Here is a 14,071-nt window from a genome sequence, read left to right as displayed (position 1 = left end):
ACTCAATGAGTCCAGAGCCTAGGAGTGTACCAAGGTTGGCTTTGGGCCACCCTTCAAATTTTGCAAATTCCGGCCCCCTGCGCGTTGCAGACGGGTCGTAGCAGAGGCGCGACCGTCCGCTTCTCGCGCATTCCTGCCGTTCGTCCAAGGTGCAGCGATTGGCAGCTCTCCGCACCCTTTCTGTCGTCTCCCCTACCAAACTCTCCGCCTCTCACCCCTCCCCGCGCACCAGACGAAACCCCAGGTGGTCCGGGGGCAGGCCGACGGCGCAGCCGCCGACGCTGGCGTCGCGGACGAAGTCGATGATCGCCGCGCGGTGACGGCCGCCCGCGATGCGCACGCCGCAGTAATCGGACGTCAGCGTCACCCGGCCGCTTTGCGCGATGCGGCCGTTCTTCATGCAGCCGTCCGTCCATTCCCAGATGTTGCCGCCCATGTCCTCGATCCCGCGGGCGTTCTTGCCGAAGGCCCCCGCCGGGCGGACCGGAAGGCTGGCGCTGCCGCGCAGGAAGACGCCGCTTCTGTAGCTTTCCAGCATACGTTGGCCGGGATCGCGCGCCTCGGGCGGGGCGGCGGCGTCGCCGTAGCGCGCGCCCGCCGCCAGCTGCCATTCGACATCCGTGGGCAGGCGCCAGGGCAGGCCCGTCCGCTTGGCATACCAGCTGGCGAAGGCAGTCGCGTCGTACCAGTTGACATGCGTCTGCGGCAGATCCTTTCCCGAGGCGGCGGAGGTGGGCACCGGGGTGCAAGCGCCGTCTTCGATGCACGCGGCGTACTGGGCGCGCGTGACCTGCTGCTGCATGATCTCGAAGCCCGCGACGTCGGTGGCGATCGGACGCGGGGTCCGCGCCTTGCCCTCGTAGGAGAAATTGCCCAGCGGGCGCCAGTCGACCGTCCCCGCCGGGACAGTCACGGTGGCCGGCGCGTCGAAGGGCGGCGGCCCGGGATCGCGCGACAGGACGCCGAACCCCGCGAGCGCGGCGACGGCCAGCCCCGAAAGGGCGAGGCCGGGGAGCCCGAAGAGGGAAACGGTGCGTTTCATGGCATCCTCGTGCCAGGGCGGAAAAGGGGTTTCAGGCCCTCGGAAGGCCCGAAGGCGCGGCGGGGCGCGGCGGGGCGTGATCGGTGGGGGTTTGGGATCTGCGCCGGGCCTTCACGCCATGGCGTTTTCGATCCGACCGCTGTCCCTTGGGCCGTGCCTTGCGCCCTTTCCTATGTTTCGAAGGTGTCCCGGCAACCGGCAGACGCGATCCGCGCTGAGGAAAAAGACGCCCCCCCGCCGGCGAATTGCGACCCCGGGGAGCGGCCTTAGGCTGTGCCCGGAACGTCCCCGCGAAATCAAGGGGGCCGTCCGGGGTGGCCCCGGGCAACGCCGCCGGGCAAGTAGTGGCGGCCGCCCCTCCGGCGGCCACCCTCAGGGCTGGGGCGCTTTGCCCCCTCTCGCGCTGCCTTACGGCAGGGCCGTCTTGCCCTCGTAAGCGGCGTCGTACTCGGTCGGGGCCTGCACCTGTTCCATCAGGTCGTTGTTCCAGGTCCCCTCGACCACCACGTGGGCCGTCGCACCTAGGTTCACCGCCTCGATCAGGTTGTGGTTCACGTAGGCATAGACGCCCGGCTGCAGGAACTCGTAGAGCATCGCCCCGGCCGAGCCGCCGCGGATGAACCAGGTTTCAAGGTCGCGCTCGGGCGGGTTGGCGAACTTGCCCGTCTCCCACACGAGGTCGCCGTGCCCGCCGATCAGGTGCGGACGGCTGTCGCGGTTGGCCTGGCTGTGCACGAACAGCACCTTCTCGCCCTGGTTGGCGTGCAGCGCGCCGTCGCCGGTCAGCGATCCCACCTTGCCGTTGAAGACGACGTGGCTGGGGATCAGCCCGTTCATCACCTCGAGCGTGTCGGGATAGCTTTCGCCCACGTCCGAGAAGCGCTTGTAATCGCCGTTTTCATCCTTCGGGATGTAGAAGTCGTTTTCGCCGATGTAGAACACCTTGTCGTAGCTGACGGGGTTGCCCCGGTCATCCTTCAGCCCGTCCCGCGGCAGGACCATGATCGCGCCCGACATGCCGCTGACGACGTGCCAGGGGATCATCGGGCCGCCCGGGGCGCAGTGATAGACGAAGGTGCCCGCGCGGGTCGCCTTGAAGCGCAGCGTCGTCTTCTCGCCCGGGTTGACCAGCGTCAGGGAGCCGCCTCCGAGCGCGCCGGTCGAGGCGTGGAAGTCGATGTTGTGCTGCATCATGTTCTCAGGCGAGTTGTAGAGCGTCAGCTCGACATAGTCGCCTTCGTGCACCACCATCAGCGGGCCGGGGATCGACCCGTTGAAGGTCATCGCCTGCAGGTAGGCGCCGCTGTCGACCTCGACCTCCTTCTCGACGATCTGCATCTCGAACTCGACGATCCGCGGCTCGGCGGGGGCGGTCTGTTCGTGGTCGTGCACCATGGGCGGGCGCACCAGCCGGTGCTTGACACGCTTGAGCTTCGACAGATCGACGGACTCGGCCATCGAGGTATCCATTATCTCATCGGCCTTGGCCGCCTTGGCCAGGATGGGTGCGGCTGCAACGCCCGCGGCTCCGATCAATGCAGCTCTTCTCGTAAGCACGTCCAGTCTCCTTTTGGATCCGTGTTGCGTTTGAGAAGACCCTAGCCACCCCCGTCGCGGCGGACTTTGCGCAGGAACAAGTTCGTTAAGATTTTCGAAGGTGCCGGGGATCTTTTCCGCGCGCCCCGGGCGCGCCGGCCTAGGCCGGGGGCCGCCCCGCCCCGCGGGGGGCGATGGGAAAGCTGCTGCGCGACAGCACCGCGCCGGCGGCATCGACGACAAGGCGGAAGGCGCGGTCGCCCCGGAAGAAGGTCATGCGCCAGCGGCCGGCATCCGCCCCCTCCCCGGTTTCCGAGCGGGTGGCGATGCCGCCGCCGCGCATCTCGTCCCGGACCTGATCGGGGGTGATGCCGAAGGCCTCAGCGATGACCCCGGCATCGACGACAAAGCCGTCTTCCGTTCTTGATATCGTGGTCATCCCGCCTCCTGCGCCGACCGCCCTTCCCTGCGCGGATCTGTCCGATCGCGCCGGATCTGAATAGGTATTTACAATACCGATTAAGGATTTTACCCCGGCGACGCAACCGCGACAAAGGCCCCCGATGACACTTTCCTGCCCCCAGCCCCCCGATTCGCGTACGGATCTGCCCGCGACACCACCGTCGCGCAGCCCTTCGGTCCGGCCGCAGATCACGGCCGAGATCGAGGCGCGGACGGGGCTGGACGACGACGTGCTGCGCCACCTGGTCCATGCCTTCTACGCCCGCATCCGGCAGGACCCGGTTCTGGGCCCGATCTTCGCCGCACGCATCTACGACTGGCCCCCGCATCTTGAGCGGATGACGACCTTCTGGTCCTCGGTCGCGCTGATGACCGGGCGCTATCACGGCGCACCGGTGCCCAAGCACGCGGGACTGCCGATCGACCGGACGCATTTCGACCGCTGGCTGGCCCTCTTCCGCGCCACCGCGGACGAGGTCTGCACCCCCGTGGGCGCCGCCCACGTGGCCGAGCGGGCCGAGCGCATCGCGCGGTCGCTTCACCTTGCCGTTCAGGACGCCCGGACCACCGGCGTTCCCAACCTGACCTGAGGCCCCCCATGACGCAGACCCCGGACATCGACATCGCCCGCGTGCAGGACCCCGATCCGAAGGATGGCCGCGCCCGCCTGCTGGTCGACGGCATCTGGCCGCGCGGCATCTCGAAGGAGGCGCTGGGGCACGACGACTGGATCCGCGGCGTCGCCCCCCAGCGACGATCTGCGCAAGTGGTTCGGCCATGACCCGGACAAGTGGGGCGAATTCCGCAACCGCTACCTGCACGAGCTGTCGCAGGCCCCCGAAGCGACCCGGCAGTGCCTGGACTGGTGCAGCAAGGGGCCGGTGACGCTGCTGTTCTCGGCCAGCGACCGCGACCACAACCAGGCGGTGGTGCTGCGCGACTACCTGGCCCAGCGGCTGAAGGGGGGCGGCGCGTGATGGGCATCCTCGCGCTGCTCATCCCCGTGACGCTGGTGATGGGGGCGGCGGGGGTCGCGGTGTTCTTCTGGGCGCTCAGGAACGGCCAGTTCGAGGACCCCGAGGGCGACGCCCACCGCATCCTTCAGACCGACGACCGCCCGCTTCCCGCCCCTGACGACACCGACCGGAGGTATGCAAGATGATGCAGCGCCTGACAGGCCCCGAACGCCAGCTTGCGATGACCTTGTGCGTCATCGTCGCGCTGGTCGGACTGCTGATGGCCGCGGCGGGGCATGGCGACCCCTTCGGCACCCATGGCGGAATCGTCCTGATCGCCGCCTGTGCCGCCGCGCTTTTTGTGCTGCGCGCCATGGGCGAACCCGAACCGACCGAGGACCGCAGCCGCAGCTACTACGACGACCCGACCAAGGTCGGCCTGATCATCGCGCTTTTCTGGGCCGTGGCGGGCATGGGCATGGGCGTCTGGGTCGCGGCGCAGCTGGCCTGGCCCGAGCTGCGTTTCGACGCGGCGTGGTCCAGCTTCGGCCGCATCCGCCCGGTGCACACATCGGGCGTGATCTTCGGCTTTGGCGGCAACGCGCTGATCGCCACGTCCTTCCACGTGATGCAGCGCACCAGCCGGGCGCGGCTGGCCGGGCACGTGTCGCCCTGGTTCGTGTTGCTGGGCTTCAACCTCTTCTGCGTGATCGCGGCGACGGGCTATCTGATGGGCGTCACCCAGTCGAAGGAATACGCCGAGCCCGAGTGGTACGCCGACATCTGGCTGGTGATCGTCTGGGTCGCGTATTTCATCCTATACATCCGCACCCTCGCCCGCCGGAACGAGCCGCACATCTACGTCGCCAACTGGTACTATCTGGCCTTCATCCTGGTGGTGGCGATCCTGCACATCGTCAACAACCTGGCCGTGCCCGCCAGCCTTGCCGGCGCCAAGAGCTATTCGGCATTCGCGGGCGTGCAGGACGCGATGACGCAGTGGTGGTACGGGCACAACGCGGTGGCGTTCTTCCTGACCGCCGGGTTCCTCGGGATGCTCTACTACTTCCTGCCGAAACGGGCCGGGCGGCCGATCTATTCCTACCGCCTGTCGATCCTGTCCTTCTGGGGCATCGTGTTCTTCTACATCTGGGCGGGATCGCACCATCTGCACTACACTGCGCTGCCGCACTGGGTGCAGACGCTGGGCATGACCTTCTCGGTCATGCTGCTGGTGCCCAGCTGGGCCAGCGCGGGCAATGCGCTGATGACGCTGAACGGCGCCTGGCACAAGGTGCGCGACGACGCCACGCTGCGCTTCATGATGGTGGCGGCGGTGTTTTACGGGCTGTCCACCTTCGAAGGGTCGTTCATGGCGATCCGCGCCGTCAACTCGCTGTCGCATTACACCGACTGGACCATCGGCCACGTCCACGCGGGCGCCATGGGCTGGGTCGCGCTGATCACCTTCGGGTCGATCTATTCCGTCGTGCCGCTGCTGTGGAAGCGCGAGGGGATGTATTCGTGGAAGCTGGTCGAATGGCACTTCTGGCTCGCCCTGAGCGGGACCGTCATCTACGTCTTCGCGATGTGGAACAGCGGCGTCGTGCAGGGGCTGATGTGGCGCACCTACACCGACAGCGGCACGCTGGCCTATTCCTTCACCGACACGCTGGTGGCCATGCACCCCTATTATGTCGCCCGCGCCTTCGGGGGACTGCTGTTCCTGACCGGCGCGATCCTGGCCGCGATCAACGTCTACCTGACCATCCGTCACGCCCCTGCAGCAGACCCCGCGGCCGATCCCGCATCCGCCCCCCCGCGTGACCGCCCCACCTCGTCCGAGGCGGCCGAACCCGCCGTTCCGGCAGCGGAGTAAGCGCCATGTTCCGCAAGATCCTTTCCCCCTTCGCCCGCCTCTTCGATCTGCAGGCCCGCACCCACTACCGCACCGAGCGGCATTCGATGGCCCTGACCTTCGGGATCATCCTGGCCGCCGGGGTGGGCGGCTTCGTCGAGATCGCGCCGCTTTTCACCATCGACGACACGGTCGAGGCGGCACCCGACATGCGGGTCTATACCCCGCTGGAACAGGCCGGGCGCGACATCTACGTGCGCGAAGGCTGCTATGCCTGCCATTCCCAGATGATCCGCACGCTTCAGGACGAAGTGGACCGTTACGGCCCCTATTCGCTGGCCGTGGAATCCAAGTACGACCATCCGATGCTGTGGGGGTCGAAGCGGACGGGGCCGGACCTCGCCCGGCTGGGGCAGAAATACTCCGACGACTGGCACCTGCGTCACCTGATCGACCCGCGCGCCGTGGTGCCGGAATCGGTGATGCCGCAATATGCCTTCCTTCTGGACAAGACGCTCGACACCGAAAGCCTGCCCGCCCGGTTGGCCGCGCTGCGGGCCGTGGGCGTGCCCTACACCGACGCGCAGATCGACAACGCCGCCCAGGACGCGCGCGGGCAGGCGCGGCCCTTCACCGAAGGCGCCGACGGCGTGATCGACCGCTACGGGGACGACACCAACATCCGCGTCTTCTCGGCCCAGCAGGACCGGGTAAGCGAGATGGACGCGCTGATCGCCTACCTGCAGATCCTGGGTGGCCTGACCGACGCGGCGGAAAGGACGCAGCCGGCGGGGGCGCAGGACGCCCGGGCCGCCGTCGCAGGCCCCGCCCCCCAGCCGACAGGAACGGAGTAGGCCCATGGACATCACCCACGCGCTCACCGCGGCGATCGCCAAGTCCTTCGGACTGTTCTACCTGATCGCCTTTTCGGCGGGGATCACCGCCTATGCCTTCTGGCCATCGCTCGGCCGGCGCTTCGACAAGGCCGCCAAGAGCATCCTGGACGACGAGGAGGGACCATGTCGGTAAAGGAACGCGACCCGCTGACCGGTCACCAGACCACCGGCCACGAATGGAACGGGATAACCGAGCTCAATACCCGCGTGCCGCGCGCGGTCTGGGCCTTCATCATCGTCACCCACGTCTGGGCGGTGATCTACTGGGTGCTGATGCCCGCCTGGCCCGGCATCAACGACTATACCCGCGGCCTTCTGGGCATCGACCAGAAGGACAGGGTCGAAAGACAGGTGGTCGCCGCCGATGCCGCCCGCGGCGTCTGGACGGACCGCATCGCCGCGCTGGATCTGGAGCAGATCCGCGACGAGTCCATGCTGATGGCGCATGTGGACCGCACCGCGCCCGCCCTCTTCGGCGACAATTGCGCGGCCTGCCACGGCGCGCGGGCCGAGGGCGGCCCAGGCTATCCGTCGCTGACGGACGGCGCGTGGATCTGGGGCGGCGCGGATGACACGATCTTGGAAACCCTGCGCGTGGGCGTAAATTCCCCCCACCCCGAAACCCGGTTCGCGCAGATGCTGGCCTTCGGCCGCGACGGCATCCTCAGCCGCGACGAAGTGCGCATCCTCGCCGATTACGTCCAGTCGCTGGCCGGCCTCGACAGCGGCGCCGGCCCTGCGCGGCTGGACGCGGGCGCGGCGCTCTTCTCCGACAACTGCACCAGTTGCCATGGCGAGGACGGCACCGGCACGCCCGAGCTGGGCGCGCCGAACCTCACCGACGACGCATGGATCTACGGCAGCAGCGACGCGGCCCTGTTCAAGACGATCCACGATGGCCGCCAGGGCTGGATGCCCGCGTGGGAGGATCGCCTGACCCTCGCGCAGCGCAAGATGCTGGCACTCTACATCACCGGCCTGGCGGACGCCGAGGGGGGGCCCGATGGCGATTGACCGGCCCCGCCTCTTCGCCCTCGCGGCGGCGGCGCTGGTCACCGCGATCTTCGTGGCGGCGAACGTCCACCTCGTGTCGGTCTCGCTGTCGTCGCAACCCACCTGCATCGCCACCAAGGAGGGCGCCGGCCATCACCGCCCGGCGAAACCGTCATGCTGAGCCAGTCCGATACCCCGACCCGATCCGACCCGACGCAGCCCGACAATCCGCATGCGGCGGGCGTGATCCCCGAGGTCGTCCCGCCCCTGCCCCGCCCGCGTTCGCATGCGCGCGACCTGCCCTGGCGCACCGCCTTCGGCTGGCTGCGGTTGGGCTGGCGCGACCTCTGGACGGCACCGCTGCCCAGCCTCGCCTATGGCCTCGGGGTCTTCCTCGTGTCGCTTGCGCTGGTCTGGGGTCTTTTCCGCTTCGAAGCCGACTACGCGCTTTTCCCGGCGCTTGCCGGTTTCCTGGTCGTGGGGCCGATGATCGCGGCGGGGCTTTACGAGAAGAGCCGCCGGATCGAAGAGGGCCTGCCGGTTGGCCTTCCGCCGATGCTTTTCGTGCGTCTGCGTTCGGGCCCGTCGGGGATCTTCGCAGGGGTGATGCTGCTGGGCCTCTTCCTTTTGTGGATGCGCGCCGCGGTACTGATCTACGCGCTGTTCTTCGGCATGGTGGCCTTCCCGGGCACGGACGAGATCCTGCCCATGCTGCTTCTGACGCCCACCGGCTGGGCGCTTTTGCTGGTCGGCGCGGCGGTCGGCGCGCTCTTCGCCGCCTTCGCCTTCGCCATCGGGGTCTTTTCCATGCCGATGCTCCTGGCCGAGCGGACGGACGCGCTTTCGGCGCTTGCCATCAGCATGGCGATGGTCTGGGCCAACCGGCCCGTGATGATCGCTTGGGGCGCCATCACGGCGGCCCTCTTCGCGCTAAGCCTGCTGACTCTAGGACTGGCCCTGATCCTGGTCTTCCCGCTCCTCGGCCACGCGACCTGGCACGCCTACCGCACCCTGCGCGCCCCTGCCGAAACCGTCCCCGACCCCCGCATGTTCATCCCCCCGGCGTGACGGGGGAAGTCTACCTCGGTTAGCGGGAGATATGTCCACGCACCCCGCTCAGGAGGTCTAGGGTTGGGGCTCCTTCTATATCAAAGCCAGAGGATGACGGTCGCAGCGCGTGCGATTGCTGAGAAGAAAGTCCGTAGGCAGCGGTCGTAACGGGGCACACTCCTCCGCAAATCCTTGCGCTCAAGACATGGTATGCAAGATTGCTGATATTCGAATACGATGATCTCTGCGTGCAGGAGCTCAGTCCAATCAACAGGAGAAATGCATGAGAACCGCTGCCGCGATATTGACTATCCTTGCCAGCCCAGCTTTCGCAGACGAGGATGTCGTGGATCTCCTCGCTCGGCAGGGCTGTACAGTCGGGCCAGCGACCCACGCTGAGGGAGTGTCGAGCGCGCAAGTCACGGCTTTTGTGCAGGACGCATTGGACGACAATCTCGCGGTGCGGGTGGGAGATTACACTGTCCTGGATGCAAGCATTTGCACCATGCGGCTTCCCGATATCGAGGACGCATGGTCATTGGATGACCCAAGGATCCAGGCGATCATCTCGGATATCGACGCCTACCCCGACGAACCCGGATGCTATTTGATAGAGCCGTCCAAAGCTTTCATTGAGGCGTATCCAGACGATAGCGCCAAAGCAAATGATGAATTCGTTGCCTTTCTGGCAAAGCACATCACCAGTGGCGAGCTAAGGTTTTATTCGCCCGATCCCCTATATACGCCCGTATCGTGGCAGGTCGTGCGCGGGGCTTGCGCAGAGCTTCCCAACATCGATGATCTGACGGCAACCCATGCCTATGTCACTGACGCAAACTTCGACAAGTATGTGCGCACAAGCGGAACTGATGTAACCTGTTCCAACGGACAATCCTTCAAGGCACAGCAAGCGACGCTTGAGATGCAAGGCGTCGACTTAATCACGTCCGAATACCCCGACCATGCGGTCAATGCCTTTCTATTCATGGAGCTGATGATACTGGCTTGGGCCTCCGATTTTCGCGTCGATATGACGATGCAGGATCGCGGCAAGCTGCGCCCGCCCATGTGCGGCCTCGGGCAGTGATGCGTACCGCACACCCACGATGACGCCTGAACAGAGCGTTCGAAACACCCGTTTTTGAGGCCTGCGGTAACCAGTCCGTGGCGCTCGTTCAGCAAAGCTCGATCGGTCCTGCACAACCGACGCTTGCGAGCGCCACAAAGAATGGCCGCTTCGGCGCAGGCCACCCGGTCACAGGCAACGCTTCTGAAGACAAGGGCAGGACAATGTGATGTCGTCCATCACCGGGCGGGAAACGTCACCAAGTCCTGCCTCTCGGGCGGGGAAGTATCGTTTCAATACAAAAATGCGGAAGCTCCGCCCCGCGCCGAGATTGCCTCTCTCGTCAGAAAGGTTTGCCCCTGACGGGTCGCGTGGCGCCCGGCAGCGTCCGAAGCTGCCGTTCAGGCAGCTCGTGGCGAATGGCTGGAAAGAGCCCTGCCACGACATTCGGTAGACCGTTCCCCGCGCACTGACGCGGGGGCTGATTTCAAACACAAGCACCTGCTTCGTGCTCCAAGACGGAGTTCAATCCGATATACGGATGGGGCCCGAAGCTAATGCGTGAAACGCCGAGGCTTGCCAGATCACCACTACCCGAAGAGTCAGCGACCATCACGTTGACCGGAAGCGAGACCGTCTCGCAGATCTTTCGGATGAGCGTCTTGTTTGTCAGTCCCGGCACGAAGAACCCATCCGCGCCTGTTTCGGCATAGGCAGCGGCGCGAGCGAGGGCATCGGCGACGAGATCGGCATGATCCGCATCGTGCGCTGCCTTCAGGAACACATCCGTGCGGGCGTTGAGGAAGACGGGAACACCAAGAGAGTCGGCAGCGGCACGGACAGCGCGCAACCGTTCCACCTGATCCTCGATGCTGTAGAGGCCGGGTGCGTTCACGACTTGATCCTCGAAGTTCAGACCGATGACGCCAAGCGCCAAAAGGCGGCGGACGTTGCGGCCTACCGTGTCGGGGTCGGCAGCATATCCTCCCTCGAAGTCCACTGTGACAGGACAATCCACGCTCTGCACGATCCTGCTAACAACCGCCAGCGCATCCTCGAGAGGTAGTTCCTCCCCGTCCTCATACCCTTGAGCCGCCGCCACCGACCAACTTCCGGTCGCGACGGCCTTGGTACCGGCGCGGACCACCGCCTTCGCACTGCCGGCATCCCAGATATTGTAGAGGACAAGCGGGTCATTCGGGACATGCAGGCGGTGAAACAGCTCGGCCTTGTCGATCTGAGCTGTCATGCAGTGCTTTCCTTCTTCGTTGTCTTGAGCTGTCGCTCGATCTCTATGAGCCGCTGTTTCCGCCAGAGACCGCCGCCATAGCCGGTAAGGGAGCCGTCAGCGCCGATGACACGGTGACAGGGGATCATAAGCGCGATCTGATTGGCCCCGTTGGCGCGGGCGACAGCCCTCACGGCCGAGGGACGGCCGACCTGCCGCGCGATGTCGGAATAGCTGCGTGTCTCACCTGCCGGTATCTCGCGAAGGGCGCCCCAGACGTCCTGCATGAAGGCGCTTCCGGAGAGGGCTAGCGGCGTCTCGAATCGCTCCGAGCGAGCGGCGAAATAGTCGGCCAGTTCCGCAGCCGCCTGCTCCGAGGGCGGCATGGGGCCAATCCCGAGTCCCTCCTTCGACATGGTTTGCAATCGTGCCAGTTCGGCGGGCAGCCCTTTTCGATCTATGAACTCCAGCAGGTGCAAGTGACTGCGACTGCTGACCGCGATCATGTCGCCCAAGGGCGTGGGTATCCACGTCGCCCGCAGCAGCCGATCCGCCCGGAGATCAGCAGGCGCACAGCCCAGAAGACGGGCAAAAGCCGCGCGAAAGGCGCTGGACGATTCAAAACTCGCCTCGTGTTGGGCCGTGATGACCTTCCCGCCGGTTGCGAGCGTCGCGAACCCCTCGCGCAGGCGGCGCTGGCGCGCCATCTCCAAAAACGTCATGCCGAACTGTCGCTTGAAGCTGCGCCGGACTGTGGACGGATCATAGCCCAGCTGTTCGACATGCCCCTCGGACCAGCGCAGGTCCGGCCGCTCGTCCAGCGCATGAAGCAGGGCGGCGATGGTCGGATCGGCCAAGGCCGCAGCCTGAAGCGGGTGACAGCGCTTGCAAGCGCGGTAGCCCGCCTCGATGCACTCTCCGATCGTGGCAAAGAACATGCAGTTCTCCGCCTTCGGCTTCCGTGCGGGGCAGGTCAGCCGGCAGAACACGCGGGTGGAGGACACGCAGACAAAGGCCTGCCCGTCCAAGCGAGGATCGCGGGCCAGCAACGCGGCATAGAGGGCTTGGTGGTCAGGGAGATCAAACAACATGAGGATGTTCTACTCCCGTCTGATGCGCCGCGTCGCCGCTTTTCGGGCGTCTATTCTTTTTCGCGCTGGACCAAACGGCAGCTATGTCCCGCAGAGCCGCCGCTCGCGCCAGCCGCAGGGAATGGCAGTTTCGGAGCAGGTCGCCCGGCCCGACGCAACGCTTCTGACGAAAAGGGCAGGACTATGCCCTGTAGTCCATTACCGGGATTTTGGTGGAGCCGAGGGGGATCGAACCCCTGACCTCGTCATTGCGAACGACGCGCTCTCCCAACTGAGCTACGGCCCCATCGCCGCGCGGTTTCGCGCGTCCGGGAGGGAATGTCAAGTGGCCCGGCGGGGCCGCCCGACACGGTCAGTCGACGAAGGACAGGTACTCGTCCTCGTCCATGAAATCATCGAGATCGGAGAGATCCCCGGCCCGCAGGCGATAGAGCCAGCCGTCGCCGATCGGGTCGGCATTGACCAGACCGGGGTTGTCGGCCAGCGCCTCGTTTATCTCGACGATCTCGCCGTCCACGGGCGCCATCAGGGTGGCGGTGGCGTCCTCGCCCTCTAGGGTGACGACCTCGTCGTCCTGTGCGACGGTCTCGCCGACCTCCGGAAGATCGACGAACAGAAGCTCGCCCAGATTGCCGGTGCCGTGCTCGGTCAGACCGACGACGACGAGGTCATCCTCGATTCGCAGCCACTCATGCTCTTCGGTGAATTTCATCGCGCAGCTCCTCGCCTTGGCCCCGGCGGCGCGCACCGCGTCGGGGGTCGATTTCACTCGCAATGTCCCGCGGGCGGCATCGGTTCCGGCCCGGGGGCAGATCCGCCGGGTTGCCGCGGTAGAAGAGGCCCCCGGGTCATTCGCTCAGGCCGGCACGGGCAAGGGCCGACCGGTGCGGGAGGGCGCCAAGGATCGGACGGCGGACATGGCCGGAGACTGCCCTGCGCAGGTTGCGGGGGCGGGATGGCGGGGGCGGGATGGCGGGGGGCCGACTTGCATCGGCCGGCGCGCCGCGGCATCCGTGGCGTCATGGCAGACCCGTATTTCTTCGGCTATGGATCGCTCGTGAACCGGGCGACGCATCTTTACCGCACCGCCTTTCCCGCCACGTTGCCGGGCTGGCGACGGGTCTGGCGGCACACCGCCCTGCGCCCCATAGCCTTTCTCACGGCCGAGCCCGACCCGGAGGCCGAGATCGACGGGCTGATGGCCGCGGTGCCGGCTGCCGACTGGGCCGCGCTGGACGACCGGGAATACGCCTATGACCGCGTGCCCGTCACCGGCCTGCGCCACGCCCTGCAAGCTCCGCTGGAGACCGCGATATACACCATCCCACCGGGCAGGCATGCCAGCCCCGACCGCGCCCATCCGATCCTGCTAAGCTATATCGACACGGTGGTTCAGGGGTATCTGGCCGAGTTCGGGGCGGAGGGCGTGGCCCGCTTCTTCGGGTCAACCCATGGGTGGGGCGCACCGATCCGGGATGACCGCGCCCAGCCGCTCTATCCCCGCCATCAGCGCCTGACTGCTTCCGAGACGCGTTTGGTCGACGACTGGCTGCATGAGGTCGGCGCGCATCCGCAGGCCGCCGTCGCTCCCGATCGGTAACGCGAGTCCGACGCCCAGCCCCCCGCGACCGACGGATGGGCAGCGGCCCCCGGCGCGACGGATGAGCAGTGGCCCCGGCCATAATCGAGCCCTCTCAGACGAGGCGGTAAGGGCCTGTCGCACAATCTCTCAGACTGCAGGCCGCAGACGTGGCGCCGGGGCCGCGCGCGCTGTCGTGCGTCGGTGGGCCCCGGGGGGTCAGCTTTTGGCTATGTGCGTTCCATGGGGCCAGCGCCACTGCGCCTGCCACGTCTCGCAGTCCATCAGATGGGCGAAAAAGGGCGTATCAGGCG

General features: G+C 66.5%; 16 protein-coding genes, 1 tRNA gene and 2 pseudogenes. 11 read left to right on the top strand and 8 right to left on the bottom strand.

The annotated features are described in order from the left end of the window. Positions 1-211 precede the first annotated feature (211 nt). From EKE94_RS17765 to EKE94_RS17755, 3 genes are all read right to left on the bottom strand, one after another. Entirely contained in the window at positions 212-1,042 is an 831-nt protein-coding gene (locus tag EKE94_RS17765; protein WP_127907978.1) for an SUMF1/EgtB/PvdO family nonheme iron enzyme, read from the bottom strand. 408 nt (positions 1,043-1,450) lie between these two features. Beyond that, on the bottom strand, positions 1,451-2,599 hold the full coding sequence (nirK, locus tag EKE94_RS17760; protein WP_127907977.1) for a copper-containing nitrite reductase: 1,149 nt from the start codon (positions 2,597-2,599) through the stop codon (positions 1,451-1,453). Positions 2,600-2,738: 139 nt separating this feature from the next. After that, positions 2,739-3,017 (bottom strand): DUF6522 family protein, encoded by a 279-nt coding sequence (locus EKE94_RS17755; protein WP_127907976.1) that lies wholly within the window; start codon positions 3,015-3,017, stop codon positions 2,739-2,741. A gap of 124 nt (positions 3,018-3,141) precedes the next feature. On the opposite strand from EKE94_RS17755, the gene EKE94_RS17750 reads away from it, so the two are divergent. From EKE94_RS17750 to EKE94_RS17715, 9 genes and pseudogenes are all read left to right on the top strand, one after another. After that, positions 3,142-3,630 carry a group III truncated hemoglobin gene (locus EKE94_RS17750; protein ID WP_235856088.1) on the top strand — a complete coding sequence of 163 codons (489 nt, stop codon included), beginning with the start codon at positions 3,142-3,144 and terminating at the stop codon, positions 3,628-3,630. A gap of 8 nt (positions 3,631-3,638) precedes the next feature. Further along, positions 3,639-4,017: pseudogene (locus EKE94_RS17745) on the top strand (DUF488 domain-containing protein). After that, positions 4,017-4,202 (top strand): cbb3-type cytochrome oxidase assembly protein CcoS, encoded by a 186-nt coding sequence (gene ccoS, locus EKE94_RS17740; RefSeq protein ID WP_127907983.1) that lies wholly within the window; start codon positions 4,017-4,019, stop codon positions 4,200-4,202. The pseudogene EKE94_RS17745 and the gene ccoS overlap by 1 nt, the downstream one beginning before the upstream one ends. After that, positions 4,199-5,875 (top strand): cytochrome-c oxidase, cbb3-type subunit I, encoded by a 1,677-nt coding sequence (gene ccoN, locus EKE94_RS17735; protein WP_127907975.1) that lies wholly within the window; start codon positions 4,199-4,201, stop codon positions 5,873-5,875. The genes ccoS and ccoN overlap by 4 nt, the downstream gene beginning before the upstream one ends. 5 nt (positions 5,876-5,880) lie before the next feature. Beyond that, entirely contained in the window at positions 5,881-6,708 is an 828-nt protein-coding gene (ccoO, locus tag EKE94_RS17730; protein WP_127907974.1) for a cytochrome-c oxidase, cbb3-type subunit II, read from the top strand. A gap of 4 nt (positions 6,709-6,712) precedes the next feature. Beyond that, the gene (locus EKE94_RS17725; protein WP_127907973.1) at positions 6,713-6,883 is read left to right on the top strand and encodes a cbb3-type cytochrome c oxidase subunit 3; all 171 of its coding nucleotides are present in this window, start codon (positions 6,713-6,715) and stop codon (positions 6,881-6,883) included. Further along, on the top strand, positions 6,874-7,764 hold the full coding sequence (gene ccoP / locus EKE94_RS17720) for a cytochrome-c oxidase, cbb3-type subunit III (protein WP_127907972.1): 891 nt from the start codon (positions 6,874-6,876) through the stop codon (positions 7,762-7,764). The genes EKE94_RS17725 and ccoP overlap by 10 nt, the downstream gene beginning before the upstream one ends. Next, positions 7,754-7,924 carry a hypothetical protein gene (locus EKE94_RS18740; RefSeq protein ID WP_164871017.1) on the top strand — a complete coding sequence of 57 codons (171 nt, stop codon included), beginning with the start codon at positions 7,754-7,756 and terminating at the stop codon, positions 7,922-7,924. The genes ccoP and EKE94_RS18740 overlap by 11 nt, the downstream gene beginning before the upstream one ends. Beyond that, on the top strand, positions 7,918-8,811 hold the full coding sequence (locus EKE94_RS17715; protein WP_127907971.1) for a DUF2189 domain-containing protein: 894 nt from the start codon (positions 7,918-7,920) through the stop codon (positions 8,809-8,811). The genes EKE94_RS18740 and EKE94_RS17715 overlap by 7 nt, the downstream gene beginning before the upstream one ends. An 80-nt stretch (positions 8,812-8,891) precedes the next feature. Here the strand turns inward: EKE94_RS17715 and EKE94_RS17710 are convergent. Next, a pseudogene (locus EKE94_RS17710) lies at positions 8,892-8,987 on the bottom strand (IS5/IS1182 family transposase); the annotation flags it as partial. 89 nt (positions 8,988-9,076) lie between these two features. Here EKE94_RS17710 and EKE94_RS17705 point away from each other — a divergent pair. Next, complete coding sequence (locus EKE94_RS17705) at positions 9,077-9,880, top strand: hypothetical protein (RefSeq protein WP_127907970.1); 804 nt, start codon at positions 9,077-9,079, stop codon at positions 9,878-9,880. Between the two features lie 466 nt (positions 9,881-10,346). Here EKE94_RS17705 and EKE94_RS17700 read toward each other — a convergent pair whose 3' ends face one another. The 4 genes from EKE94_RS17700 to gcvH form a co-directional block, all read right to left on the bottom strand. Further along, positions 10,347-11,108 (bottom strand): isocitrate lyase/PEP mutase family protein, encoded by a 762-nt coding sequence (locus EKE94_RS17700; protein ID WP_127907969.1) that lies wholly within the window; start codon positions 11,106-11,108, stop codon positions 10,347-10,349. After that, positions 11,105-12,178, bottom strand: coding sequence for a bifunctional transcriptional activator/DNA repair enzyme AdaA (locus tag EKE94_RS17695; protein WP_127907968.1), 1,074 nt, complete (start codon positions 12,176-12,178; stop codon positions 11,105-11,107). The genes EKE94_RS17700 and EKE94_RS17695 overlap by 4 nt, the downstream gene beginning before the upstream one ends. 210 nt (positions 12,179-12,388) lie before the next feature. After that, positions 12,389-12,464: transfer RNA gene (locus tag EKE94_RS17690), tRNA-Ala, on the bottom strand. A 66-nt stretch (positions 12,465-12,530) separates the two neighbouring features. Next, a complete protein-coding gene (gene gcvH, locus EKE94_RS17685; protein WP_127907967.1) occupies positions 12,531-12,890 on the bottom strand; it encodes a glycine cleavage system protein GcvH in 360 nt (119 codons plus the stop codon). Positions 12,891-13,199: 309 nt separating this feature from the next. Between gcvH and EKE94_RS17680 the strand changes: the two genes are divergently transcribed. Further along, positions 13,200-13,778 (top strand): gamma-glutamylcyclotransferase family protein, encoded by a 579-nt coding sequence (locus EKE94_RS17680; protein ID WP_127907966.1) that lies wholly within the window; start codon positions 13,200-13,202, stop codon positions 13,776-13,778. Positions 13,779-14,071 lie beyond the last annotated feature (293 nt).

This window comes from Mesobaculum littorinae, from assembly GCF_004011175.1.
GTDB lineage: Bacteria > Pseudomonadota > Alphaproteobacteria > Rhodobacterales > Rhodobacteraceae > Tranquillimonas > Tranquillimonas littorinae.
This window is presented reverse-complemented; position numbering and strand designations above follow the sequence as displayed.